The 23,972-nt window shown below is 70.9% G+C and carries 22 protein-coding genes and 1 pseudogene; 11 read left to right on the forward strand and 12 right to left on the reverse strand.

All coding sequences use genetic code 11. The annotated features are described in order from the left end of the window. The first annotated feature begins 20 nt into the window (after positions 1-20). Positions 21-1,487: a ubiquinol-cytochrome c reductase cytochrome b subunit gene (locus tag AB0M63_RS26075; protein ID WP_366021313.1), complete on the forward strand. Its 1,467-nt coding sequence runs from the start codon at positions 21-23 to the stop codon at positions 1,485-1,487. On the opposite strand, the gene AB0M63_RS26080 is transcribed toward AB0M63_RS26075, so the two are convergent. Together AB0M63_RS26080 and ctaD are read right to left on the reverse strand one after the other, a co-directional pair. Continuing rightward, the gene (locus AB0M63_RS26080) at positions 1,405-1,806 is read right to left on the reverse strand and encodes a cytochrome c oxidase subunit 4 (RefSeq protein WP_355915203.1); all 402 of its coding nucleotides are present in this window, start codon (positions 1,804-1,806) and stop codon (positions 1,405-1,407) included. The genes AB0M63_RS26075 and AB0M63_RS26080 overlap by 83 nt on opposite strands. Next, on the reverse strand, positions 1,803-3,476 hold the full coding sequence (ctaD, locus tag AB0M63_RS26085; protein WP_366021096.1) for a cytochrome c oxidase subunit I: 1,674 nt from the start codon (positions 3,474-3,476) through the stop codon (positions 1,803-1,805). Before ctaD ends, AB0M63_RS26080 begins: the two co-directional genes overlap by 4 nt. A gap of 145 nt (positions 3,477-3,621) precedes the next feature. Here ctaD and AB0M63_RS26090 point away from each other — a divergent pair, with 145 nt between their 5' ends. Next, positions 3,622-4,092: a DUF6479 family protein gene (locus AB0M63_RS26090; protein ID WP_366021097.1), complete on the forward strand. Its 471-nt coding sequence runs from the start codon at positions 3,622-3,624 to the stop codon at positions 4,090-4,092. A gap of 78 nt (positions 4,093-4,170) precedes the next feature. Here the strand turns inward: AB0M63_RS26090 and AB0M63_RS26095 are convergent, their stop codons facing one another. Further along, positions 4,171-4,434 carry a DUF5133 domain-containing protein gene (locus tag AB0M63_RS26095; protein ID WP_366021098.1) on the reverse strand — a complete coding sequence of 88 codons (264 nt, stop codon included), beginning with the start codon at positions 4,432-4,434 and terminating at the stop codon, positions 4,171-4,173. A 329-nt stretch (positions 4,435-4,763) separates the two neighbouring features. Here AB0M63_RS26095 and AB0M63_RS26100 point away from each other — a divergent pair, with 329 nt between their 5' ends. Next, complete coding sequence (locus AB0M63_RS26100; RefSeq protein ID WP_366021099.1) at positions 4,764-6,821, forward strand: GH92 family glycosyl hydrolase; 2,058 nt, start codon at positions 4,764-4,766, stop codon at positions 6,819-6,821. On the opposite strand, the gene AB0M63_RS26105 is transcribed toward AB0M63_RS26100, so the two are convergent. Next, positions 6,810-7,292, reverse strand: a complete 483-nt coding sequence (locus AB0M63_RS26105) for a helix-turn-helix domain-containing protein (RefSeq protein WP_366021100.1) — start codon at positions 7,290-7,292, stop codon at positions 6,810-6,812. The two genes, AB0M63_RS26100 and AB0M63_RS26105, sit on opposite strands and share 12 nt — an antisense overlap. A 92-nt stretch (positions 7,293-7,384) precedes the next feature. Between AB0M63_RS26105 and AB0M63_RS26110 the strand changes: the two genes are divergently transcribed. The 3 genes from AB0M63_RS26110 (at position 7,385) to AB0M63_RS26120 (ending at position 10,217) form a co-directional block, all read left to right on the forward strand. Next, on the forward strand, positions 7,385-7,879 hold the full coding sequence (locus tag AB0M63_RS26110; RefSeq protein ID WP_355915221.1) for a PaaI family thioesterase: 495 nt from the start codon (positions 7,385-7,387) through the stop codon (positions 7,877-7,879). A 189-nt stretch (positions 7,880-8,068) separates the two neighbouring features. Beyond that, positions 8,069-8,890, forward strand: a complete 822-nt coding sequence (locus AB0M63_RS26115; RefSeq protein WP_366021101.1) for a LuxR C-terminal-related transcriptional regulator — start codon at positions 8,069-8,071, stop codon at positions 8,888-8,890. Positions 8,891-8,990: 100 nt separating this feature from the next. After that, positions 8,991-10,217, forward strand: a complete 1,227-nt coding sequence (locus tag AB0M63_RS26120) for a cysteine desulfurase-like protein (RefSeq protein WP_366021102.1) — start codon at positions 8,991-8,993, stop codon at positions 10,215-10,217. Between the two features lie 33 nt (positions 10,218-10,250). Here AB0M63_RS26120 and AB0M63_RS26125 read toward each other — a convergent pair. Continuing rightward, positions 10,251-10,701 (reverse strand): annotated as a pseudogene (locus tag AB0M63_RS26125) (transferase). 133 nt (positions 10,702-10,834) lie between these two features. Between AB0M63_RS26125 and AB0M63_RS26130 the strand changes: the two are divergent. Then, a complete protein-coding gene (locus AB0M63_RS26130) occupies positions 10,835-11,722 on the forward strand; it encodes a sugar phosphate isomerase/epimerase (RefSeq protein ID WP_366021103.1) in 888 nt (295 codons plus the stop codon). A gap of 253 nt (positions 11,723-11,975) precedes the next feature. Here AB0M63_RS26130 and AB0M63_RS26135 read toward each other — a convergent pair whose 3' ends face one another. From AB0M63_RS26135 to AB0M63_RS26155, 5 genes are read right to left on the reverse strand one after another with little or no spacing between them, the layout of a single operon-like run. Continuing rightward, a complete protein-coding gene (locus tag AB0M63_RS26135) occupies positions 11,976-12,548 on the reverse strand; it encodes a YbhB/YbcL family Raf kinase inhibitor-like protein (RefSeq protein WP_366021104.1) in 573 nt (190 codons plus the stop codon). After that, entirely contained in the window at positions 12,545-12,763 is a 219-nt protein-coding gene (locus AB0M63_RS26140) for a hypothetical protein (RefSeq protein ID WP_366021105.1), read from the reverse strand. The genes AB0M63_RS26135 and AB0M63_RS26140 overlap by 4 nt, the downstream gene beginning before the upstream one ends. Before the next feature lie 58 nt (positions 12,764-12,821). Continuing rightward, the gene (locus AB0M63_RS26145; protein ID WP_366021106.1) at positions 12,822-14,579 is read right to left on the reverse strand and encodes an MFS transporter; all 1,758 of its coding nucleotides are present in this window, start codon (positions 14,577-14,579) and stop codon (positions 12,822-12,824) included. 28 nt (positions 14,580-14,607) lie between these two features. Further along, positions 14,608-15,048, reverse strand: a complete 441-nt coding sequence (locus AB0M63_RS26150) for a MarR family transcriptional regulator (RefSeq protein WP_366021107.1) — start codon at positions 15,046-15,048, stop codon at positions 14,608-14,610. Between the two features lie 17 nt (positions 15,049-15,065). Next, positions 15,066-15,470 carry a hypothetical protein gene (locus tag AB0M63_RS26155; protein ID WP_355915245.1) on the reverse strand — a complete coding sequence of 135 codons (405 nt, stop codon included), beginning with the start codon at positions 15,468-15,470 and terminating at the stop codon, positions 15,066-15,068. Positions 15,471-15,603: 133 nt separating this feature from the next. Here AB0M63_RS26155 and AB0M63_RS26160 point away from each other — a divergent pair, with 133 nt between their 5' ends. From AB0M63_RS26160 to AB0M63_RS26175, 4 genes are all read left to right on the forward strand, one after another. Next, the gene (locus AB0M63_RS26160) at positions 15,604-16,866 is read left to right on the forward strand and encodes a sensor histidine kinase (protein ID WP_366021108.1); all 1,263 of its coding nucleotides are present in this window, start codon (positions 15,604-15,606) and stop codon (positions 16,864-16,866) included. Positions 16,867-16,916: 50 nt separating this feature from the next. Then, a complete protein-coding gene (locus AB0M63_RS26165) occupies positions 16,917-17,498 on the forward strand; it encodes a response regulator transcription factor (protein ID WP_366021314.1) in 582 nt (193 codons plus the stop codon). 271 nt (positions 17,499-17,769) lie between these two features. Beyond that, a complete protein-coding gene (locus tag AB0M63_RS26170; protein ID WP_366021109.1) occupies positions 17,770-19,044 on the forward strand; it encodes an MFS transporter in 1,275 nt (424 codons plus the stop codon). Between the two features lie 9 nt (positions 19,045-19,053). Beyond that, positions 19,054-22,200 (forward strand): BTAD domain-containing putative transcriptional regulator, encoded by a 3,147-nt coding sequence (locus AB0M63_RS26175; protein ID WP_366021110.1) that lies wholly within the window; start codon positions 19,054-19,056, stop codon positions 22,198-22,200. Here AB0M63_RS26175 and AB0M63_RS26180 read toward each other — a convergent pair. Together AB0M63_RS26180 and AB0M63_RS26185 are read right to left on the reverse strand one after the other, a co-directional pair. Beyond that, positions 22,181-22,972 carry an ABC transporter permease gene (locus AB0M63_RS26180; RefSeq protein ID WP_355915257.1) on the reverse strand — a complete coding sequence of 264 codons (792 nt, stop codon included), beginning with the start codon at positions 22,970-22,972 and terminating at the stop codon, positions 22,181-22,183. The genes AB0M63_RS26175 and AB0M63_RS26180 overlap by 20 nt on opposite strands. Then, complete coding sequence (locus tag AB0M63_RS26185; RefSeq protein ID WP_366021111.1) at positions 22,969-23,937, reverse strand: ATP-binding cassette domain-containing protein; 969 nt, start codon at positions 23,935-23,937, stop codon at positions 22,969-22,971. The genes AB0M63_RS26180 and AB0M63_RS26185 overlap by 4 nt, the downstream gene beginning before the upstream one ends. Positions 23,938-23,972 lie beyond the last annotated feature (35 nt).

Below are 23,972 nucleotides of genomic sequence, written 5' to 3' on the forward strand. Positions count from 1 at the left end.
CGGACGCCGTCGACGCGCGGCTGCCGTCGTACGACGGCGCGGGGAGACTTCTCCGCAAGGCGTTCCCCGACCACTGGTCCTTCCTCCTGGGGGAGCTGGCCCTGTACAGCCTGATCGTCCTGGTGCTCACCGGCGTGTGGCTGACCCTGTTCTTCACGCCCGACATGCATGAAGTGGTGTACGCCGGGAGCTACGGGCCGTTGCGCGGCGTCCGTGTGTCGGAGGCGTTCGACTCCACCCTCCGGATCAGCTTCGACGTCCGCGGCGGACTGCTGATCCGGCAACTGCACCACTGGGCGGCGCTCGTCTTCATCGGCGCGATCGGACTGCATCTGCTCCGGATCTTCTTCACCGGCGCCTTCCGCCGGCCGCGCGAGGCCAACTGGGTCATCGGCGTCACGCTGTTCGTGCTCGCCCTGGCCGAGGGCTTCGCCGGCTACTCGCTCCCCGACGACCTGCTCTCCGGGACGGGACTGCGGATCGCCCAGGGCATCATGGCGTCCATCCCCGTCGTCGGCACCTACGTGAGCATGTTCGTCTTCGGCGGCCAGTTTCCCGGCCACGACATCGTCCCCAGGCTGTACGGCATGCACATCCTGCTGCTGCCCGGTCTCCTGATCGGGCTCGTCACCGTGCACCTGATCCTCGTGTTCTATCTGAAGCACACCCAGTGGCGCGGGCCGGGAAGGACGAACGGCAACGTCGTCGGCAAACCCCTCTACCCCCAGTTCACAGCGGCCTCCGGCGGCCTGTCGCTCATGGTCTTCGGCGTGCTGGCCGTGCTCTCCGCTGTCGCCCAGATCAACCCGGTGTGGACGTACGGCCCCTACCGCCCCGACCAGGTGTCGACGGGCTCCCAGCCCGACTGGTACGTGGGTTTCCTGGAAGGCGCACTGCGGCTGGTGCCGCCCTGGGAGACGAACATCGCCGGACACACCGTCATGTGGAACGTCCTGCTCCCGGCCGTCGTCCTGCCTGGCCTGTTCTTCCTCGCCCTGTACGCCTACCCGTTCGTCGAACAGCGGCTGACGGGAGAGCGGGACCAGGAACACCACCTGTGCGACCGCCCGCGCGAACGCCCTGTCCGCACCGGCCTTGGCGTCGCCGGGATCGTCTTCTACGGCGTGCTGCTGCTGGCCGGCGGCAACGACGTCGTGGCGCAGACGTTCCGGATCTCCCTGAACGCGCTGACCTGGGTGCTGCGGGTCGCCGTGGTGGTCGCGCCGGTGATCGCGTTCGTCCTCACCCGGACCCTGTGCCGTGCCCTCCTGGAGACGGAACGGGAGCGCCTGGCGACGGGTGACGAATCGGGCGAGGTACGGCAGTCCGTGGACGGCGGATACGAGAGCGGCCATCTGCCCGTCGAGAAGTTCCGGCCGGGCGCGCCCAGGACACCCGCAGCCCTCAGTCCTCCTGGTCCACGCCCCGGTTCGCGTACTGGAACACCATCCCGAGAACACCCCGGGCCAGAACACCGAAGCCGATGAGGAGCAGCCACAGCCCGTAGACCACGCCCGTGCACACCACCGCGAAGCCCAGGGCCGTGATCAGCGGCCAGGGGCTCTGCGCCGGGAAGAACTCCAACGGGCCCGAACCGTCGGCCACTTCGGCGTCGGGGCGGTCCTGAGGACGCCGCCCCTTGCGGCGGTACTGGACCGCGCAGAAGAACGAGACCAGCGCGGCCATCAGGAAGGCGACCGCCAGCGCCGCTGTTCCGGCCGGGTCGGCGGCCCACCAGCCGTACAGGGCCGCGGCGCCGGCGAAGAACGCCGCCACACCGCCGAAGAGCAGTGCCTCCACCTTCATCGCGGTCCCTCCGCCTCGGTCAGCTCGACGATCTCGGGGTGGTGCAGGTCGAAGGCCGGTGATTCGGAACGCACCCGGGGGAGGGCCACGAAGTTGTGGCGGGGCGGCGGACAGGACGTCGCCCATTCCAGCGCGCGCCCGTAGCCCCACGGGTCGTCCTCCTCCACGCGACGCCCGTGTTTCGCGGTGTGCCAGACGTTGTACAGGAAGGGCAGGGTGGAGATCCCGAGCAGGAACGCCCCGATGGACGAAAGGGTGTTGAGGGCCGTGAATCCGTCGGCGGGCAGATAGTCCGCGTACCGGCGCGGCATCCCCGTCTCGCCGAGCCAGTGCTGCACCAGGAACGTCAGGTGGAAGGCCGGGAACAGCAGCCAGAAGTGCAGCTTGCCGAGCCGCTCGTCCAGCATCTTCCCGGTGAACTTGGGCCACCAGAAGTAGAAGCCGCCGAACATCGCGAAGACGACGGTGCCGAACAGGACGTAGTGCAGATGCGCCACGATGAAGTAGGAGTCCGTGAGATGGAGGTCGAGCGGCGGGGACGCGATCAGGACGCCGCTGAGGCCCCCCAGCAGGAACGACACCAGGAATCCCGCTGACCACAGCATCGGGGTCTCGAACGACAGGGATCCCTTGCGCATCGTGCCGATCCACGCGAAGAACTTGATGCCGGTGGGGACCGCGATCAGGAACGACATGAGGGAGAAGAACGGCAGCAGCACCGCCCCGGTGGCGAACATGTGGTGCGCCCACACGACCGACGACAGCATGGTGATGGCGATCGTCGCGCCGATCAGCGGGAGATACCCGAAGAGCGGTTTGCGGGAGAACACCGGCAGGATCTCCGAGATGATCCCGAAGAACGGCAGCGCCACGATGTAGACCTCCGGATGTCCGAAGAACCAGAACAGGTGCTGCCACAGCAGGGCGCCACCGTTCGCCGCGTCGAAGACATGCGCCCCGAACTTCCGGTCCGCCTCCAGGGCGAGCAGGGCCGCCGTGAGGACGGGAAAGGCGGGGAGCACCAGGATCGAGGTGAACAGGATGTTCCAGGTGAAGATCGGCATCCGGAACATCGTCATTCCGGGCGCGCGCAGACACAGGATGGTGGTGATGAAGTTGACCGCGCCGAGGGTCGTCGAGACACCCGTCACCACCAGCCCCATCACCCACAGGTCACCGCCCGCGCCGGGAGAGTGGTAGGCGCTGTTCAGCGGCGCGTAGGCGAACCAGCCGAAGGCCGCGGCGCCACCGGGCACCAGGAATCCCGACACGACCATCAGGCCGCCGAACAGGTACATCCAGTAGGACAGGGCGTTGAGGCGCGGGAAGGCGACGTCGGGAGCGCCGATCTGCAAGGGCATCACGGCGTTCGCGAACCCCGCGAACATGGGGGTGGCGAACAGCAGCATCATGATGGTGCCGTGCACCGTGAAGAGCTGGTTGTAGGTGTGCTCACCCATGAACTGCAGCCCGGGACGGGCGAGTTCGGCCCGCATCCCCAGCGCCAGCAGTCCGGCGAACAGGAAGAAGCAGAAGGCCGTGACCATGTAGAGCTTGCCGATCACCTTGTGATCGGTCGTCGAGGCCCAGCGCAGCAGCGCACGTCCCAGAGAGGGTGTGCCCGTCTCGTGCTGCCGTGTGTCGTCGCTGCGTTCCGACAGTTCGGTCATGCTCCTCCTCCGGCTCCGGCGAAAGCGCCCCGGGCGAGTGCCCCGGCGGCCCCTTGGGAAACGGGCGATGCCACGACGGCCGAAGGGGGCTCCGGGCGGCGACGGTACCGCCGGGACCGGCGAGATCCGCCCGTGCCACGAGGGCGTGGGCGACGACAGCGACGTTCGGAGCAACGAACGCGACCGGAGGAGGCTTTTTATCACCCCGCCGACCGGGTACCCGGCGACCATGACTACACAGAACGGACTACAGAACGCACTGCAGTACCTCGCCGCGTCCGACGCGGCGAGGGGGGCGATCGGCGCGTTCGTCGGCGGCCTCGTTGTCGTGGGTCTGCTGACGTGGGCGGTCTGGCTGGGTATGAAGGTGCGGCGGCGGGAGCCGCGGCCGCCCCGGGCGGACGAACACCCCACGCTGCCGGAGTCCGGACCCGTACGGGAAGTGCGTGAGGTGCGGGAGCCGGACGAGGTCCCCCGTGCCGCCGACGAGAGCGAGCGGCTCAGGCCGAGCAACCTCCACGCTTCAGGGAGCCGACGCGGTCGAAATCAGGATGTTCCCAAGTGGGAGCCGGGTTCCAGCGGTTCCTTCGGGAGCGGGGGGTCTGGCAGGAAGTAGCCGGGTGGGGCTGTCCCTCTTCGAGAAGGCCACCCGGCCGGTCCCTGGCGGCGGCCGCCCGTAGTTGGCGTTGACGGTTCAGGCCGCCAGGGACCGGCCGTTCCGAAGCGGGCCCGCTCCATGTCGGCGGGCCGCCGCGCGCGCCTGCTCCTCGGCGAGCAGACGGTCCGCCGTGGTGAGGGCGTCCTTGATCTCGCCCGTCCCGGTGACGACGCACAGCGTGTTCGCGATGTCCTTGAGGGTGTTCCGCCTTGCCGCTGTGTCGTGTTCGAGCATCCGTACGCACGCTTCGGCGTAGCGGGCCAGCAGCACGCGCAGGATCTGGGGAGGGGGAGTGACCATGCGAAGGGGCTCCTCGTTCTGAAGTGACTCGTTCCCCGGGTGTCCCGCCAAGCACGTCTTATGCCTGACCGTGTGGCGGTTGCCGTCCGTGCCGGCGCCGCACACGAGCTGGTGGGCGGCGCCGCCGCATTTCCCGGACGCCTCCGCGGCGGGGAGCTTCGCCGACCGCCATCGCCGCCCGTACATCCGAGGCCTGCGGGAGCGATAACCCGACCGGCTGGTCCTCGCGCCCGGCCGGTGTGGCGGCACGGGAGCGGAGGTCGCGTTGGGGACACTCGCGGTCCGGCGCCGCGCGGGCGGCGGGTTCCCCCTCTGGCTGGAGAAACGTGGTGCGACTTCCCCTGCTTCGGGCTGCCCTGGCGGCCTCGGTGCTCGTGGCGTCCGGAGCGGCCGCCGCCCCGGTCCGGGCCGACGGCACGCCCCGGCCCCGGGCCGTCGACGACCTCGCGCGATACGTCAACCCGTTCGTCGGTACCGCCCCCGGCGGTACCGACTTCGGGCACGGCGGCGGCGCCGGCAACACGTTCCCGGGGGCCTCGGCGCCGCTCGGCGGGGTGCAGTGGAGCCCCGACACGGTGACGTACCAGCACGGCGGCTACTCCTACGGCGACAACCGCATCCGCGGCTTCAGCCTCGCGCACATCTCCGGAGCGGGCTGCGCCGCCTACGGCAACGTGCCCTTCATGCCCACCCAGGAGGCCGCACCGCCGGCGTACGCCACCTTCTCGCACGCCAACGAGCAGGCGGCGCCCGGCAGTTACCACGTCACCTTCGACAACGGCATCGGCACCGACCTGACCACCACCCAGCGCTCGGGCATCGCCCGCTTCACCTACCCGGCGACCGACACCCGCCCCGCCGCCGTGAGCATCGACGCGGCCAAGGCGTTCACCGCGGCCACCGGAACGGTCGACATCGGCACCAACACCCTGTCCGGCTACAGCGACAGCGGCGCCTTCTGCAAGTCCAAGAACCGTTACCGGCTCTACTTCCACGCCACCTTCGACCAGCCCTTCGCCCAGGCCACCCACCCCGACGGCAAAGCCGGTGCGGCCATGGTGACCTTCGCCCCCGACGTGCGCACGGTGACCGCCCGGGTCGGCGTCTCCTTCGTCGACGTCGAGGGCGCGCGGCGCAACGCACTGGCGGAGCAGAAGGCGCAGCCCTACGACACCGTCCAGCAGGCCGTGCGCGCGGACTGGAACCAGTGGCTGAACCGCATCACCGTCGACGGCGGCACGGACGCCCAGCGCCGCGTCTTCTACACCGCCCTCTACCACGCCCTCCTGCACCCCAGCGTCTTCAGCGACACCGACGGCCGCTACACCGGCATGGACGGCACCGTCCACCAAACCCGGGCCGGGCATGTGCAGTACGCGAACTTCTCCGGCTGGGACGTCTACCGCTGCCAGGTCGAGCTCCTGGCCCTGCTCGCCCCGCGCGAGGCCTCCGACATCGCGCAGTCCGTCCTCAACCAGGGCCTCCAAGCGGGCTATTACGACCGCTGGACCCTCGCCAACGGCGGCAGCGGCGTCATGGTCGGCGACCCGCTGCCCGCCATCGCCTCCGCCGTGCACGCCTTCGGCGCCACCGACTTCGACGCGGCCGAACTGCTGCGCACGGCCGTCGCCGACCGACAGGACGACCGCCAGCGCCCCGGACATCTGCAGTACGACACGCTCGGCTACGTCCCCGCCGGCACCAAGGGCGTCTGGGGCTCGGTCTCCACCACCCTCGAATACGCCGTCGCCGACTACGCGCTCGCCCAACTCGCCCACCGACTCGGCGACTTGACGACGTACAACACCCTGCTGCGCGCCTCCGGGAACTGGCGCAACCTCTTCAACCCCGCCACCGGTTACCTCCAGCCCCGCGCCGCCGACGGGACCTGGCCGGCCTTCACCCCGGCCCAGAAGACGGAGTACGTGGAGGGCAACGCCGCCCAGTACACCTGGATGGTTCCGCAGGACCTGCCCGGCCTGTTCGCCGCGATGGGCGGCGACGCGGCCGTCACCGCCCGCCTCGACACCTTCTTCACCAGCCTCAACGCCGGCGCCGGCGAGCCCTACGCCTACCTCGGCAACGAGCCCTCGTTCGGCACCCCTTGGGCCTACACCCACGTCGGCCACGCCGACCGTGCCGGGGCCGTCGTCCAGCGCGCCCTGTCCACCCTGTTCAGCGACACCCCCGGCGGACTCGTCGGCAACGACGACCTCGGTGCCATGTCGTCCTGGGCGGTCTGGGCGAGCCTCGGCCTGTACCCCGAGGTGCCCGGCAGTGCCCAACTCACCCGCAGCGCACCGCTGTTCCCCACCGCCACCGTCCACCGGGGCGACGGCACCTCGCTGACGGTCGGTGCCGCGTCGCCCAGGCACTCACTCCGGTAGGGAAGTTCGTACGGGACGGGCCGCGGGACCGGGCGCGGCCGTCACCTCGGTCGGTGCGAGTGCGCCGTGCGGCCCGTCGCACTCCACCACCACCCGCACCGGGGCCTCGCACCCGGTGTGCCGGACGTCCAGGACCGGGCCCGCTGGATCGGCGGCATATGTCTCGCCCCACTGCCGCAGGGCCATGAGGACCGGCCACAGATCACGGCCCTTGGCCGTCAGCCGGTACTCGTGCCGGGTCCGGCTGCCCGCCTGTTGGTAGGGCACGGTCGTCAGGATGCCGGCCGCGACCAGCTTGCGGAGCCGGTCGGAGAGCACCGCGTCCGAGAGCCCGATATGGCGCCGGAAGTCGTCGAAACGGCGGACCCGGATGAAGGCGTCCCGCAGGATCAGCAGGGTCCACTTCTCGCCGACGAGATCGAGCGTGCTCTGGACTGGACAGTTCTCCGTGCTCACATCGAGCCATTCCATGCCGCCACCATAGCCACCTGACTCTGTCATTGACAGCCAGCCGTCACGGGATCTAGCTTTCATGGGAGAAGCCAGCTGGGAGGTAGCGCCGCATGGGACGGTCACGCACATACGAGTGGGAGGACCCGGGGGTCTCGGCAGCCGCCGTAGGACAGGCCACGGGTCTGGAGTTCCTGCGGGAGCTGATCGGCGGACGGCTGCCCGCGCCGCCCATCGGAGCCACCCTGAACTTCACCCTCGACGAGGTGGAGCACGGACACGCGGTGTTCTCCCTGATACCGGGGGAGGAGCACTACAACCCCATCGGCAGCGTGCACGGCGGGGTCTACGCCACCCTGCTCGACTCCGCCGCCGGCTGCGCGGTGCAGTCCACCCTGCCGCAGGGCATGGGTTACACCTCGCTCGACCTGACCGTGAAGTTCCTGCGCCCGATCACCGCTGACACCGGGCGGGTCCGCGCCGTAGGTACCGTCCTCAACGGCGGACGCCGCACCGCGCTCGCCCAGGCCGAGTTGTTCGACGAGAAGGACCGGCTGCTCGCGCACGCCACCAGCAGTTGTCTGCTGTTTCCCGTCCCGGGTGCGTGACCCGGAACGGCGAAAATCCGCCTGTCCCCCGCGCAGGCGGATCCGTACCGTCAACTCCCTTGATCCACAAGGTCGAAGGCGCTGCCGGAACGCTGTGAATTCTGCCTGGCGCCGTGGCCGTGGTGATATGGGGAGAAGTGCGTACGTGCGTGCGCACGTGGAAATGAGGCACGCGGGATCGTGAGGCGTATGACGGGCGGGCCGGCCGGGGCGTACGAACGCATGCTGGCGGTGGCGGTGGCCGCTCTGCACGAACGGGACCCCGAGCGGCTGTGGCCGATGGTCGCCGAGGCCCTGCCGGGCCTGATCGGCGGAGAGGCGCTGATCTACAAGCTCGGCGAATGGACCGACCGGACCGGCGCGATGGGGCTCTCGCCCGCCGCCGCGGCACACTTCGGACGGCTCGACGACATCGACGGCATCGGGGCCGTCGGGGACGAGGCGATGGCGGTGCTGCGCCGGGGCTACCCCTTCGCCGACCACTACGTCACGGCCGGCGCCGCCCGTCGACCCGGCACCGCCCGACGGATGGCCGGCAAGGGCTGGGCGGACAGCCGCACCGCGTGCACCATCAGCAGGCTGATGGACGCCGACCATGTGCTCGCGCTCCCGCTGCCGGGCACGGCCACCCCGGTCACCGGCTGCATGGTCTACCGCGCGGGCGGCGACTTCACCGAGGACCACGTCCGGATCGCCGAACAGATGCAGCCCCTGCTGGCCGGCGTGGAACAGCAACGGCAACTCCTCGAACGCTGGCGCGCGACCACGACACCGCCCGAGGCGGCGGAGGTGACGGCGGACTCCGGGCTCACTCCCCGCCAGGTCACCGTCCTCCTCCTGCTCGCCGACGCGCTCACCGCCTCGGCCATCGCCCATCGCCTGGGCATCTCCGTCCGCACGGTGCACAAGCACGTCGAGAGCCTGTACCGGAGATTGGGCACCCGCGACCGCGTGAGCACGGTGCTGCGGGCGCAGGAGATCGGGCTGCTGCCACGGCGAACGGGACGCTGAGCCGCAGGGCCACTGCCCCGAACCCCGTCGATGCCCGATGATCGCTCTGGACCCCCGGATCACCAGGACCCGCACCCGGCACCGACAGGAGCTCACTTCCGTGACGTACGACATCACCGCCCTGCGCGCCCTGTTCCCCGCCCTGGACGCGGGGACCGCCCACTTCGACGGCCCCGGCGGCACCCAGACCCCCCGCCCGGTCATCGAGGCCATCACCCAGGCGCTGGCGAATCCCCTGTCGAACCGCGGCCAGGTGACCTCGGGCGAGCGCAACGCCGACACCATCGTCACCCGGGCCCGCGCTGCCATGGCCGACCTCCTCGGCGCGCGGCCTTCCGGCATCGTCTTCGGCCGCAGCGCCACCCAGCTCACCTACGACTTCGCCCGCACCCTCGCCACGACCTGGTCGCCCGGGGACGAGGTCCTGGTCACGCGCCTCGACCACGACGCCAACATCCGCCCCTGGATCCAGGCCGCCGAGCGGGTCGGCGCCACCGTCCGGTGGGCGGACTTCGACCCCGCGACCGGCGAACTGACCCTCGACCACCTCCGCGCCGCGCTGTCCGACCGCACCCGGCTGGTCGCCGTCACCGCCGCCTCCAACCTGATCGGTACCCGGCCCGCGATCCCCGAGATATCCCGCCTGGCCCATGAGGCGGGCGCCCTGCTCCATGTCGACGGCGTCCACTACACCGCGCACGCCCTGGTCGACATCGGGCAGCTCGGCGCGGACTTCTTCGTGTGCTCGCCGTACAAGTTCCTCGGCCCGCACCACGGCGTCCTCGCCGCCCGGCCCGAACTGCTCGACACCCTGCGTCCCGACAAGCTCCTGCCGTCCTCCGACGCGGTACCCGAACGCTTCGAACTCGGCACCCTGCCCTACGAGTTGCTCGCGGCCACGAGCGCCGCCGTCGATGTCCTGGCCGGCCTCGACAGCGACGCCACCGGCACCCGCCGTGAGCGCCTTACCGCAAGCCTGGCCGCACTCCACCGGCACGAGGAGACCCTGCGCACCCGCATCGACGAGGGCCTCGCCGCGCTCGACCAGATCACCGTCCACTCGAAGGCGGCCGACCGCACACCCACCGTGCTGCTCACCCTCGACGCGTCCTTCGGTGAACACGGCACGCAGGACGCCTCCCGCTTCCTGGCGGAACGCGACGTCCACGCACCGTCCGGCTCCTTCTACGCCCTCGAAGCCTCCCGCCGACTCGGCCTGGGCGACTCGGGCGGCCTGCGCATCGGCCTCGCGCCCTACACCAGCGCCGAGGACGTCGAACGGCTGCTGGCCGGGCTGGAGTTGTTCCTGAAGCGGGGGGCTCACTGACGAAATTGCTTGAAGTCGATGATCTGTGGACCTCTAGACTCGACGAGCGGCAACAATCGCTGAACTGGCCGGTGTTGTGAGTACTTCGGTGGCGTCGAGGGCCGGGTGCGTGAGGTAGCGGACGCGCAGGTCGTCGACTTCCTCCCCAGAAGAACACGTCGAACGGGGCGTGGTGGTCAACCAGCCGCCAGTCCCCGGTGAGGACGGTGACCCGGTCGTCGTCCGCGAAGGCATCGGCTGTGCGACGGGCCAGCTCCTCGTCATGTTCCACGGTGATCAGCCGGGCGCCGCCGCCGAGCCCACTGTGCAGCCAGGCGGTACCCACGCCCATGCCGGTGCCGCTCTCCGCGACGACTCCGTGCGGTTTCGAGGCGGCGGCCAGCTTGAGCAGCCTGCCTACCTCGGGAATGCAGCTCCACTTGAAGCCCACCTCGGATGGGTGTGCGTACTGCCGGCGCTGATGAAGGAAAAAAGACGTATCCAATGAAGGGAAAATGATGGATTTCCCCCTTCAGTAATGCCCCGCGTCGCCCCTACCGTTGCGTCCGTGTAAACCCTGGCCGTCATCTGATCAGGGTGGTTCTCACCGCTCACCCGAACCTCAGAAAGGCCGCAGCATGACCACCTCCTCCCTGAACCGGATCGCCGGCGCGCCCATCTCCTGGGGTGTGTGCGAAGTGCCCGGCTGGGGCTACCAGTTGACGCCCGAGCAGGTGCTCAAGGAGATGCGCGAGGTCGGTCTGGCCGCCACCGAGTTCGGCCCCGAGGGCTTCCTGCCCGCCGCGCCGGACGCCATGGCCCGGACCCTCGCCGACCACGACCTGCACGCGGTCGGCGGCTTCACCCCGCTGCTGCTGCACGTGCCCGGCCACGACCCGCTGCCCGAGGCCGAACAGCTGCTGGAGGGCTACGACGCCTCGAAGGCCGAGGTGCTGGTCCTGTCCGCCGTCACCGGCCAGGACGGCTACGACTCCCGGCCCGATCTCGACGCCGACGGCTGGAAGCTGCTGCTGTCCAACCTCGACCGGCTCGCCTCGCTCGCCGCCGAACGCGGCGTCCGCGCCGTCCTGCACCCGCACGTCGGCACGATGATCGAGAACGGCGAGGAGGTCCGGCGCGTCCTGGAGGACTCGGCGATCTCCCTCTGCCTGGACACCGGCCACCTGCTCATCGGCGGCACCGACCCCGCCGAACTCACCCGGCAGGCGCCCGAGCGCATCGCCCACACCCACATGAAGGACGTGGACGCCTCCATCGCCGCCAAGGTCCAGTCCGGACAGCTCAGCTACACCGACGCCGTCCGCAAGGGCATGTACCGCCCGCTGGGCGCGGGAGACGTCGACGTCCAGGCCATCGTCACGCACCTCAGCGCCCGCGGCTACGACGGCTGGTACGTCCTCGAACAGGACACCATCCTCACCGAGGAGCCCAAGGCCAAGGGGCCGGTCGAGGACGTGTGGGCCAGCGCCGAGCACCTGCGCTCGGTGCTGCGCGGCGTCGCGTAGCTTACGAGCTGGAGCTGCTGACCGACTGGTGGGCCGACGGTCACTTTCAAGATCGGCCCCGACGGGTGGGCGCCCGGCTCGGGGTCGAGCCGCTGCCCGGAGTGCGGCGGCGCTGGTGAAGTAGGAGCCACAGGGGTGGCGGGGCGAAACCACTATGGATGTCACCGACAGCGACGGCCTGGACACCACCGGCCGGGAGCACCGACCGCGCCGGTCGTCGGCTGAAGTGGGGGCGCGCTGAACCGTGTTGGGGTCAGCGTTCGTATACGCCGGTCAGGCGGGCGCGGTCGAGGACGGGTGCGGTGATCGTGGGCAGGAGGGCGCGGGGCCGGGCCCGGTCGATCGGTGTGGGGCCGGGGGTGTTGTCCACGGCGGCCGGGAGGGCGAACAGTTGGAAGACGTAGTGGTGGGGGCCGTGGCCCTTGATGGGTGCGGGGCCGTGGTAGCCGCGGCCGATGGTGGAGCGCAACACCCGTACGCCGGGGGCCGGTTGTCGGGCGGACAGGGCGCCGGGTTCCAGGTGTCCGGCCGTCGGGTCGATCAACGCGAGGCAGTGCACGGCCGGTTTGGCGATCGGGACGTCGATGTCCTCGACGACCAGCAGGAGTTGTGCCGTGCCGGAGGGGAGCTGCGACCAGGCCAGGTGGGGCGACAGGTCGGCGCCGCCGACGCTCTTCGCGCAGTGTTTCAGCGGAATGGCATCGCCGTCGCCGAAGTCCTCGCTGGTGAGGGTCAGTTGCTCGGGGCCGCGTAGGTTGGGAAGGTTCCACGCGGTGTGGGACTCACCCGCTCTGCGGTTGGCCAGGAGTCGGCCGAGCAAGGTCATCGCGTCGCCTTCACCGTGGCGACGACCTCGGTGGCGGTGGCGGTATCGCCGAGCTTGAGGGAGACGCCGTCGCGTTCGTCGATGAGGTCGTCCCAGCCAGTCGGCTGGGCAACGGTGTTCAGCTCTCGTCGGGTGTCGGTACGTCCCGGCACGCGTCCGGAGAGGTTCACCGGATCGTCGGTGCCCTTCCGCGGGTCGATCGTTGTCGGTGACATGGGGGGGTCGCTCCTCCTGGGGTTGCCGGGCTCGGGGTGCCGTGGTCTCAGCCGTCGCCTACTTCTCCGGTCGCGCGAGGGCGTCGCCGGTGGCGGCCTCGCGCGGTGCCGGGGTCCTGGCCGTGGGGCGGGTGCCGGTGCCGCGCAGCAGGGAGGCGATCGCGGCGAGGAGGGCGAGCGTGGCGCCGAAGGCGAACACGATGACCAGGCCGGAGTGGAAGGGCCCCGATATCAGGGTCGGGAAGAACTCGCTTCCGGTGAGGGTCTGTTGCTGTGTCGCGGTCAGATGGGTCAGGGCGCCGGTGGGCTGGAGCAGGTGTTGGATCGGGTTGACGCCCAACTGGGCGGCGAACAGCGACGAGACCGGGGGCAGGCCCGCTACCTGCGCTGCGACGTGGGCCGGGACGCCCTGCTGTTGCAGGCCGGCGGTGAGGGTGTGCGGGAGGCTCCTGGCCAGTCCGGCGATCATGAGGGAGAAGAACACACCGATGGAGACGGCGGTGCCGGAGTTCTGGAAGGTGGCGCGCATACCGGAGGCGACACCGCGCGACCGGGCGGGCACACTGCCCATGATCGAGGAGGAGTTGGGGGAGGCGAACATGCCGCTGGCGATCCCGTTGAGTGCGATCAGCACCGCGAACACCGGGTAACCGAAGTCGATCGGCAGGGACATCAGACCCAGGAAACTGGCGCCGAACAGCAGCGCGCCGCCGGTGGCCAGGCCCCGGGAGCCGAGCCGGTCCGAGAGATAGCCGGAGACGGGCCCGGCCGCGAGGAACCCGGCGGTCAGCGGCAGCATGAAGATGCCGGCCCACAGCGGTGTGTCGCTGTAGTGGTAGCCGTGCAGCGGAAGCCAGATGCCCTGCAACCAGATGATCAGCACGAACTGCATCCCGCCCCGGCCTATCGAAATGGCCAGGCCCGCCAAGTTGCCGAAGGTGAAGGCCCGTTGGCGGAAGAGACTCAGTTGGATCATCGGCGCGGAGACGCGGTTCTCGATGACGACGAACGCCGCGAGGAGGAGCAGCCCGCCGGCGATCAGTACGTCGACCAGGGGGTTGGTCCAGCCCATGGTGTGCCCGTCGTAGGGCTGGAGGCCGGCCGTGATCGCGATCAGGGTGGCACTGAGGCCCACCGCGAACGTGATGTTGCCCCACCAGTCGATCCGGCCGCCGTCGCGCCGGACGGTCTCGCGCAGGGTGCGGTAGGCCCACAGCGTGAAGAACACGCCGACGGGCACGTTCACCCAGAACACCGCCCGCCAGTCCCAGGCCGACAGCAGACCGCCGGCCACCAGGCCGATGAACATCCCGCCCAGGGCGGCGACCTGGTTGATGCCCAGGGCGAAGCCGCGCTGCTCCTCGGGGAAGGCGTCGGTGAGGATCGCGGCCGAGTTCGCGGTCAGCATCGAGCCGCCTACGGCCTGCACCACTCGCCAGGCGATCAGCCACATCGCTCCGTGGCCGCCGTCGAAGGGGTCGAAGGACAGCAGGATCGAGGCGAACGTGAAGACCGCGAACCCCGAGTTGTAGATCCGGACCCGGCCGTACATGTCGCCCAGGCGGCCGACCGTGACCACCAGGACGGCCTGGACCAGCCGGTACCCCATGATCATCCACAGCAGGTAGGCGATGTTGCCCGGTGCGAGCGGGTCCAGGTGCACGCCACGGAAGATCGCCGGCAGGGCGATCAGCACGATGGAGCCGTCCAGCGCGGACATGAAGACCGCGGCGGTCGTGTTCGTCAGGGCGGTCCACTTGTACCGGTCGTCACCGACCGGACGGCGCGGGGTACGTGTCCTGGGAGCGTTCGTCATCCGCCTGTTTCCTCCGGATCCGTCGGCGTCAGATGGTCTGGGCCAGTCGCTCCAACAGCGGTGCCGCCGCCGCGAGTTGCTCCAGCTCCGTCGGTGTGAACGCGCCGCTGGTCAGGGCCCGGGCAAGGAGTTCGGCCCGTTCGTTCCGCTTGTTCCGCAGCGCCTGGCGCCCCGCGTTGGTCACCGACAGCACCACACGTCTGCCGTCGTCCGGATCCGGACGACGCTCGACCAGGCCGCGCGTCCGCAGCGAGCCCAGCGTCGCCCCCATGGCCTGCGCGGTGATCTGCGCGTCCCGGGCCAGCGCCGAGGAGGTGGTGGGGCCCGTGCGGTCGAGCTGCGCCAGCGCGGACCGCTCGGGCATCGTGAGCCCGCCCACGAGCGGCACTTGGCGTGCTCGTCGCACCAGCAGGCCGATGCTCGACAGCAGGGCTGAGGCGACCGCCTCAGGGTCCAGATCGTCGTTCATATGCTAAGGCTACTTTATCAACCTGCCTTAGGGAATCCGCTTCGGTGGTTCTGGTCCGCTGGGGGCAGCTCGCGCAGCGCGTTCCACGCCACCGCCGCGCACAGTGCGGCGAGCGGCAGTTCGAGGCACGCGGCCATCAGCAGTGCCATGAGGACTCCGGGGCCGGCGGTCAGTACGTCGAACCAGGCGTCGACCGTCAGCAGGACGGCGGTGGCCGGGGCCACGGCGACCCGCAGTGGGTCGTGGCGGGCCAGTAACAGGCCGGTGCCGACGAGGCCGATGGCCTCCATCGTGTCCAGGCCGATCCAGGCCACGGGGTATGCGCCGGCCACCCGCGACAGCACGAGGATCCAGGGGATCAGCGCAACCCCGGCGGCGGTGAGCACACGGGAGGGCCACGTCCAGCACGTTGTCGTCGTCATGCGAACAAGCCTGGTCGGGAGGGGTGTTGGGGTCGGTAACGAGGATTTCCGACTTGAGGGTGGTGCTGGGTACAGCCCGAAGCTGGAGCCAGCCGCATGGTCCGTCGGTCCGCCCGCGGCCTACGGTGTGCGCATGCCCCTTCTCACCGCGCTGCGCGGCGTCTTCGCACGCGTGGGCCGTGCGATGCTCTTCAACTTCGTCGGCCTGCCGCTGCAGTTGATCCCCCTGCTGCTGCTCGCGGAACCGTGGCTGTTCTTCCCCGACACGAGTGCCGTGCCGGAGATCCAACTGGCCGTCTGCGTACCGCTGTTGGTCGTGCTCTACGCCGTCGGCGCACTGACCGCCGCCCAGCGCCGCAGGTTCGCCGCGCTCGCGGGTGTCGACATACCGCGGCTTCCCGTCGCGCAGCGCAGGCCCACGCGTCGTGGGGCGGTGAAGTGGCTGCGTGCCGGGGCGACTTGGCGGCAGGGCGCCTATCACCTGCTGGTGGCGCCGCTGGTGTCCTGCGGGACGATCGCCACCGTCGTGCTGTGGGGCTGGGGTGCGTCGGCCGGGACCGCCCTGGCCTGGATGTGGGTCGTGCCCCCTGAGCAGCGGCCGAAGTTCCTCCGGACCACGACGGAGGCCCTGCCCGTCAACGCGTCGGGAATCGCCGCCCTGTTGCTCGCCCTGTGGCTCACCTTCGTCCTCGTCCGCCTCGACACCCGCGCCGCCCGGCTACTGCTCGGCCCCAGCCGCAGCGAACGGCTGGCGCGCCGGGTCGAGGACCTCGCCGAGAGCCGGGCGGGGGCGGTGGACGCGGCCGACGCCGAACGCAGGCGGATCGAACGGGACCTGCACGACGGGGCACAGCAACGCCTGGTCTCCCTTGCCGTGAACCTCGGTATCGCCAGGGCGACGCTCACCGACCTGCCGGACGAGGTGAGAGCAGTGATCGACCAGGCCCATCGGGACGCCAAGGAGGCGATAGACGAGCTGAACACCCTGGTACGGGGACTGCATCCGGCCGTCCTGGACGACCGGGGCCTGGACGCGGCCCTCTCCGGCATCGCCGCCCGCGGCCCGCTCCCGGTGCGACTGCGCGTCGACCTACCCGGGCGGCTCGCCCCGACCGTCGAGGCCGTCGCCTACTTCACCGTCTCCGAGGCGCTGGCCAACGTCGCCAAGCACGCCCCCGGCGCCTCCCGGGCGGACGTCAGCGCCGAGATCCGCGACGGTAGGCTCCGGGTGACCGTCGCGGACGACGGTCCCGGCGGCGCCGACCCCGCCCACGGCTCCGGCCTGGCCGGACTCGCCCGCAGGGCGGCCTCGGTGGACGGCGCCTTCGCGATCAGCAGCCCCGCCGGAGGCCCGACCGTCATCACCGTGGAGTTGCCGTGCGCCGTCTCGCCGTGATCGCCGAGGACTCGGTGCTGCTCAGGGTCGGCCTGGTCAAGGTGGTGGAGATGGCCGGTTACGAGGTCGCCGCCGAGACCGGTGACGCCGACACCCTGCTCGCCGCCGTCGCCGAACACCGCCCCGCCATAGCCGTCGTGGACGTCCGCATGCCGCCCGCCCAGTCCGACGAGGGAGTGCGGGCGGCCCTGGTGATCCGCCGCGAGTGGCCGACGACCGCGGTGCTGCTGCTGTCCCAGTACGTCGAAGAGCGGTACGCCGCCGACCTGTTGACGACGAACACCGGTGGCGTCGGCTATCTGCTCAAGCAACGCGTCGCCGACGTCGAGGACTTCGTCGACGCCCTGCGCCGGGTCGCCGCGGGCGGCACCGTCCTGGACCCCGAGGTCGTGGCCCAACTCCTGCTGCGCCGCGCCAGCGACCCCCTGGACCGACTGACCCCGCGTGAGCGCGAGGTACTGGCTCTGATGGCCGAGGGGCGCTCCAACTCCGGCATCGCCCACCAACTGGTCGTCAGCGACAGCGCGGTGGCCAAACACATCAACAGCATCTTCACCAAGCTCGACCTGCCGTCGGTCGACAGCGACCATCGCCGGGTGCTGGCCGTACTGCGGTTCCTGAGCGCCGGGTGACCGGGGCCGCCGCGATCCGTGGGCGACGGTAATCGGCTTTGCCGCCGGGGCACCTGCGGGCTAGTGTCCGAACAGCCAGTCGCCGACGAGGAGTTGGAGCAGGGAGATGCCCGGTCGTCCGGGCGCGCGTTGACGTCGTAGGCCTGACCGGCCCGTCATCGCGTGCCGCCCTCGAAGCTGCGGCACAGCGAGCCTTCCCCCGCTCGAACCGTGGGCGCGCCTTCCGCGCGCCGGTTCGCGGATCTCGTTGTCGGCGACTCAAAGGGTTCCCGTGCCGTCTTCTTCCTCCGCCGCATCCGCTTCCGGTCCGGCCGTTCCGTCGAGCCTGTGGCGGGACGCGGACTTCCGCCGGCTCTGGGTGGGCCAGACCGCCTCCCAACTCGGCGAACACACAAGCCTGGTGGTGCTGCCCCTCTTCGCCGTCCTGACACTCGGCATCGGTGCCGGACAGTTGGGCGTCCTGCGCGCGGTGGGGCAGGCGCCGATCCTGCTGCTCTCGCTCTTCGTGGGCGCGTGGGTGGACAGATGGCGGACCCGCACGGTGATGGTGCGTGCGGACGTCGGCCGGACCCTGCTGCTGGGCGCCGCCGCGGCGGCCGGACTCCTCAACTGGCTCGGTCTGCCCGTGTTGTTCGTGGTCGCTTTCGCTGCCGGGAGTCTGTCCGTGTTCTTCGATGTGGCCTATCAGGCCTCTCTGGTCCGGCTGGTGACACGCGATCAGTTGGTGCGGGGCAACAGTGCGTTGGAGGGCAGCCGGTCCGCGGCCCAGATCGGTGGCCCCGCCCTCGGCGGCGCGCTGGTGTCCCTGCTGTCGGCTCCGGTCGCCGTCGCCTCCGGCGCGTTGTTCTTCACGCTCTCCTTCCTGTCGGTGCGACGGATCCGCCGCACCGAAGCGATCCCGGTGTGCTCGGAGCGTCCGACCCGGGTATGGCGGCGGATTCATGAGGGCCTGCGTTTCGTCGCCGGCGATCCCTCGCTGCGTACCGTGTGTTTGGCCTCGGCCGCCTTCCAGTTCTCGCTCGCTGCCACGATGACCGTCTATCTGGTCTTCCTCCCCCGGGAACTGCACCTGTCGGGCACCGCCGTAGGTCTGGTGCTCGCGGCGACGGGGCCGGGCGCGCTCGTCGGCTCGATCCTGGCCGCCCGGCTGCCGGGGCGGTTCGGATACGGCAGGGTGCTCGTGGTCGCGGCGGTTCTCGGCGACGGCGCGTACCTGGGCGTGCCCGCGCTGCACGGGCCGTCCGCGATGACGGTTTCCGTCCTCGTCGCGGTCAACTTCGTGTTCGGGACCGGCGGACAGCTCGTGAGCGTCACCGTCATGGCGGTCCGGCAGGCCGTGACCCGGGACGGGATGCAGGGGCGGGCGGCCGCGACGATCACGTTCGTGGGGATGGGGCTGACTCCGCTGGGCTCGCTCCTCGGCGGTTTCCTCGCCCAGGAGTTGGGGCTGCGTACCAGCCTCCTGGCGACCGCCGCGGGCATGATGCTGTCCCCGGCGCTGATGGCGTTGTCTCCCCTTGTACGCCTGGGCCGGAACCTTGGCTAACCTGCACCGGTGACCATCGACCTGACCCTGCTGCCGCGTGTCGCCCACAAAAGACAGGAGGTCACCGCGCCCCGGCTGCGCGGACTCCTGGCGTTGCTCGCGGGCGACCTGCGCACGGGCTGCGGCACCGAGCGGCTGGTGGCGGGGCTGTGGCCGGACGAGTTGCCGGAGCGGCCGGGCAAGGCGCTCCAGGTCCTCGTGTCCAGGGCGCGGGCGCAGTTGGGCGCGGACCTCATCGTCAGCACGCCGATCGGGTACCGGCTCGCCCTCAGCGAGGAACAGGTCGACAGCTCCGCCCTGTTGCTGCATGCCGCCGCCTGCGCTGACCGGGCGCGGGCCGGGGACCACGCGGGATCACTGGCCGCGGCCGAGGCCGGACTCGCCCTGTGGGAAGGCACCCCCGACGAGAGCGGCGACACCGACGACCCCGTCGCCGCGCTGCGCGCCGAACGCGCCCCCGTCCGCGACGCGCTCGTCCGCGCGCAGGCCCTCGCGCTCGCCCGCCTCGGGCGGCACGCGGAGGCCGCCGGACCGCTGGCCCTGGCCGCCGCGGAGCACCCGCGCGACGAGGAGGTGCTCGCCGAACTGCTGCGCGGCGAGGCGAAGACGGCCGGCCCGTCCGCCGCGCTGACCCGGTACGAGAGCTACCGCCGTGAGCTGCGCGACGAACTCGGCACGGACCCCGGCGCCGCGCTCAAGGCCGTACAACAGGAACTGCTGGGCGGTGAGGCGCCCGTGGCACGGCACGGGGTGCCGCACGAGCCGAATCCGCTGCTCGGCCGGGACGAGGACATCGACGCCGTGGAGCGGCTGCTGCGCGTCTCGCGCGCCGTCACCGTCGTAGGCCCCGGGGGTCTCGGCAAGACCCGGCTCGCGCACGCCGTCAGCCGCCGGGCCGAGCAGCGCCTGGTGTACTTCGTGCCCCTCGCCGGTGTCACCGCGGACCAGGACGTGGCCACCGAGGTGGCTTCCGCGCTCGGCGCGGGCGAGGGGCGGCCGGGCGCGCTGAGCGGCCACGACCCGGTGTCCGGCATCCTCGGCGTGCTCGGCACCGGACCCGCGCTGCTGGTCCTGGACAACTGCGAGCAGGTCGTCCGGGGCGCCGCCGACCTCGTACAGGCCCTCGTGTCGTCCGCCGGAGATCTGCGGGTGCTCGCCACCAGCCGGTCCCCGCTGGGCCTCAGCTCGGAAGCGGTGTACGCGCTGCCGGAGCTGGGTCTCGACGTCTCGGTCGAGTTGTTCACCCAGCGGGCCCGGGCCGCCAGAAGCAGCGTCGAGTTGCCGTCGGACGCGGTGGCCGAGCTGTGCCGCCACCTCGACGGGCTGCCGCTCGCCGTGGAGCTGGCGGCGGCCCGGGTGCGCGTCCTGTCGGTGCCGGACATCGCCCGCCGTCTCGGCGACCGGTTCGCGCTGCTGCGCGGCGCGGCCCGGGACGCGCCGGAGCGCCATCGCACCCTGCACGCCGTCGTGGAGTGGAGCTGGAACCTCCTCGCCGAGGACGCCAGGGCCGCGCTGCGCACGCTGTCCGTCTTCCCCGGCGGCTTCTCCGGCGAGGCGTCGGAACAGGTGCTCGGTGACGACGCGCTGTTCCTGCTGGAGCAGTTGGCCGACCAGTCGCTGCTCACCGTCGCCGACACCCCGGCCGGCGTGCGGTTCCGCATGCTGGAGACCGTACGGGAGTTCAGCGCGGCCCGGCGCACGGCGGCCGGCGGGGACGAGGAGGCAGTGGACCAATTCCTCGCCTGGGCGCGGGACTTCGGGGTCGCGCACCACGACTGGTTCTTCGGCCCGGAACCGCGGGCCGCCTGGGAGCGGATCAGGGTCGAGCAGGACAACCTCGTACTGGCCCTGCGCCACGCCCTGGCCCGTACGGACGGTCCCACCATCGCCGCCCTCACCGCCGTCCTCTCCGCCCTGTGGTCCACGGGCTCCAACTACCCACGACTCGCCGCCCTCGCCGCAGACACCGGGCCGCCGCTGTCGCACTACCACCCCGAACCCGAAGACGTCGAAGTCGCCCGCGCCGCCGCGGTGATGTGCACGGCGATCCTGTTCATGGGCTACGGCCCGCACGTCGTACGCCACCTCGTCACCCTCCGGCGGCTGCCCCCGGCCCCGCCGGACACGCTGCTGCGCGCCATCGCGGTAGTGCTGAGCGCGGTCCCTGAGATGCTGCCTCCCGACTACGACGTGCTGAGAGGGCTCTGCGACAGCGAGCAGCCGCTGCTCGCCGGCGTCGCCGAGTGCGTCGCCACCTACGTATGGGAGCAGGAGCACGACATCGACCGCGCGCTCGCCTCTGCTCGCCGGAGCATCACCGCGCTGGCGCCCGTGGACAACCCGTTCCTACAGGTCATGGGACACGCCAGGCTGAGTGAGCTGTGCTTGCAGATGGAGCAGGGTGAGACCGCGTACGGGCACCTCAAGGCCGCGCTCAAGGTGCTGCCGCGGCTCGGTGACGAGCACGACTCCATCGGCGTCCGCGGGGGCCTCGTCCTCGCCTGCCTGCAGCGCGGCGACCCCGACGAGGCCGAGTACTGGCTGCGGCAGGCGGAGAACGTCAACACCCCGCACAAGGACGACGTCTACAACGCCGACTTCGGCGTCCGCGCCGAGATCGCGCTCGCCCGCGGACTGACGGAGGTCGGGCTCGGCCTGTGGCGCCGCAACGTGGACAACGTGGAGCGGATGCCCGAGGCCGGCCCGATGCGCAGCGGAGACCCCTTCTTCGACCGGTGGGTGCTGCAGATCCAGTCGGTGGCGGTGACGGCGCACGCGCACGCCGGCCGGCTCGGGCTCGTCGCGGAGGTGGTCGATCGGCTGCGGCAGCGGCTGCGGGCCCTGCTCTCCGGCCCGTCCGGCTCGCCGATGGAGCTCCCTCTGTTCGGGACGGCGCTGCACGCCCTCGGCATGGCGGGGCTCGCATCGGGTGACGCCTCCGCCGTACGGATGATCGCCCTGGCCGAACGGCTGCGGGTGCTGCGCGAGTTCCAGCCGACGATGTCGGCGGACCGCGCCCGGAAGGCGGTCGCGGACGCCGGGAACGCTGCCAGGGCGGCGTACGCCGACGCGGTGTCGGAGTACGCCGCCCTGGAGCGGGACGAGTTGCGGGACGCGGCACGCACGGTCGTCCCGGCTACTTCGGGTCGCGGTTGAACAGCGCCGTCGACCAGCGGTAGCCGAGCACGGTCAGACCGACGCACCAGGCGATCGCGATCCACCAGTTGTTGCCGATCTCGGTGCCGAGCAGCAGGCCGCGCAGAGTCTCGATGGCCGGGGTGAACGGCTGGTACTCGGCGATCGGCTGGAACCAGCCCGGCATCGTGTCGGCCGGGGTGAAAGCGCTTGAGATGAGCGGCAGGAGGATCAGCGGCGTCGCCATGTTGCTGGCGGCCTCGGGGTTCGGGCTAGCCATGCCCATCCCGACGGCGATCCAGGTGAGCGCCAGGGAGAACAGTGCCAGCAGCCCGAAGGCCGCCAGCCACTCCAGGGGCGTGGCGTCGGTGGACCGGAAACCGATGGCCACGGCGACGGCACCGACGAGGACCAGGCTGGCGAGTACCTGCAGCACACTGCCGACGACGTGTCCGATGAGCACGGAGCCCCGGTAGACCGCCATGGTACGGAAGCGGGCCATGAGACCTTCGGTCATATCCATGGAGACGGACACCGCGGACCCGATCACCGTGCTGCCGATGGTCATCACCAGGAGGCCCGGGACGATATAGGCGATGTAGTCGGAGCGGTCCGCGCCGCCGCCGCCGATGCCCGTGCTCATCACGTTGCCGAAGATGTAGACGAAGAGCAGCAACAGCATGATCGGCGTGAGCAGCAGATTCAGGGTGAGGGACGGGTAGCGGCGCGCGTGCAGCAGGTTGCGGCGGAGCATCGTGGACGAGTCGCGGACCGCGAGGGCGAGGGTGCTCATCGGGCGTTCTCCTTGGACTGGTGGGGGACCTTGGCGCCGCCGGTCAGGGCGAAGAACACGTCGTCGAGGTCGGGGGTGTGCACGGTGAGTTCGTCCGCCTCGATGCCGGTCGAGTCCAGCCAGTCGAGGATGGAGCGCAGCTCGCGCTGGCTGCCGCCGCTGGGGATCTGGAGCGCGAGGGTCTCGTCGTGGCGGGTGGCCTCGCGCAGGGCGGTGGCGGCGGACTGGTAGGCGGCCGGGTCGGTGAAGCGGAGCCGTACGTGTCCGCCGGGGACGAGCCGCTTGAGTTCGTCGGCGCTGCCTTCGGCGGCGATCTCGCCGTCGTGCAACACCGCGATGCGGTCGGCGAGTTCGTCGGCCTCGTCCAGGTACTGGGTGGTGAGGAAGACGGTGGCGCCGGCGGCGACCAGGTCGCGGATGATGCCCCACATGGTGTGGCGGGAGCGGGGGTCGAGGCCGGTGGTGGGTTCGTCGAGGAAGATGATGCGGGGGTCGCCGACCAGGGTCATCGCGAGGTCGAGGCGGCGCTTCATACCGCCGGAGTAGGTGGAGGCGGGCTTCTTCGCGGCCTCGGTGAGGTCGAAGCGCTCCAGCAGTTCGGCGGCGGTCCGGCGGCCCTCCTGCTTGGAGAGGTGGTGCAGGTCGGCCATGAGGAGCATGTTCTCCTCGCCGGTGATCAGGCCGTCGACGGCGGAGAACTGTCCGGTGACGCCGATCGCCGCGCGTACGGCCTGCGGGTCGCGGGCAAGGTCGTGGCCGCCGACCCGCAGCTCGCCGGCGTCGGCGCTGACGAGGGTGGAGAGGATCTTGACGGCTGTGGTCTTGCCGGCCCCGTTCGGACCGAGCAGGGAGAAGACGGTCCCGGCCGGCACGGCCAGGTCGATACCGTCGAGAACCGTCTTGTCCCCGTAGGCCTTGCGCAGCCCGGTGGCTGAGATCGCGAGTTCGTCGGTCGTTGTCGTCATGCCGCAGAGCTTGCGGCCCGGCGCATTCAGCGCGG

Origin of the sequence: Streptomyces sp. NPDC051576 (genome assembly GCF_040681835.1) — a bacterium.
GTDB lineage: Bacteria > Actinomycetota > Actinomycetes > Streptomycetales > Streptomycetaceae > Streptomyces.

Excerpts from the sequence above, each read along its gene's own strand:
- AB0M63_RS26185 (WP_366021111.1), bottom strand. The coding sequence starts at position 23,937 with ATGACGACAACGACCGACGAACTCGCGATCTCAGCCACCGGGCTGCGC.
- AB0M63_RS26080 (WP_355915203.1), bottom strand. The coding sequence starts at position 1,806 with ATGAAGGTGGAGGCACTGCTCTTCGGCGGTGTGGCGGCGTTCTTCGCC.
- AB0M63_RS26155 (WP_355915245.1), bottom strand. The coding sequence starts at position 15,470 with ATGACGACGACAACGTGCTGGACGTGGCCCTCCCGTGTGCTCACCGCC.
- AB0M63_RS26135 (WP_366021104.1), bottom strand. The coding sequence starts at position 12,548 with ATGACCTTGCTCGGCCGACTCCTGGCCAACCGCAGAGCGGGTGAGTCC.
- AB0M63_RS26105 (WP_366021100.1), bottom strand. The coding sequence starts at position 7,292 with ATGGAATGGCTCGATGTGAGCACGGAGAACTGTCCAGTCCAGAGCACG.
- AB0M63_RS26115 (WP_366021101.1), top strand. The coding sequence starts at position 8,069 with ATGACGGGCGGGCCGGCCGGGGCGTACGAACGCATGCTGGCGGTGGCG.
- AB0M63_RS26095 (WP_366021098.1), bottom strand. The coding sequence starts at position 4,434 with ATGGTCACTCCCCCTCCCCAGATCCTGCGCGTGCTGCTGGCCCGCTAC.
- AB0M63_RS26130 (WP_366021103.1), top strand. The coding sequence starts at position 10,835 with ATGACCACCTCCTCCCTGAACCGGATCGCCGGCGCGCCCATCTCCTGG.
- AB0M63_RS26150 (WP_366021107.1), bottom strand. The coding sequence starts at position 15,048 with ATGAACGACGATCTGGACCCTGAGGCGGTCGCCTCAGCCCTGCTGTCG.
- ctaD (WP_366021096.1), bottom strand. The coding sequence starts at position 3,476 with ATGACCGAACTGTCGGAACGCAGCGACGACACACGGCAGCACGAGACG.
- AB0M63_RS26145 (WP_366021106.1), bottom strand. The coding sequence starts at position 14,579 with ATGACGAACGCTCCCAGGACACGTACCCCGCGCCGTCCGGTCGGTGAC.
- AB0M63_RS26140 (WP_366021105.1), bottom strand. The coding sequence starts at position 12,763 with ATGTCACCGACAACGATCGACCCGCGGAAGGGCACCGACGATCCGGTG.
- AB0M63_RS26110 (WP_355915221.1), top strand. The coding sequence starts at position 7,385 with ATGGGACGGTCACGCACATACGAGTGGGAGGACCCGGGGGTCTCGGCA.
- AB0M63_RS26160 (WP_366021108.1), top strand. The coding sequence starts at position 15,604 with ATGCCCCTTCTCACCGCGCTGCGCGGCGTCTTCGCACGCGTGGGCCGT.
- AB0M63_RS26180 (WP_355915257.1), bottom strand. The coding sequence starts at position 22,972 with ATGAGCACCCTCGCCCTCGCGGTCCGCGACTCGTCCACGATGCTCCGC.
- AB0M63_RS26165 (WP_366021314.1), top strand. The coding sequence starts at position 16,917 with ATGGCCGGTTACGAGGTCGCCGCCGAGACCGGTGACGCCGACACCCTG.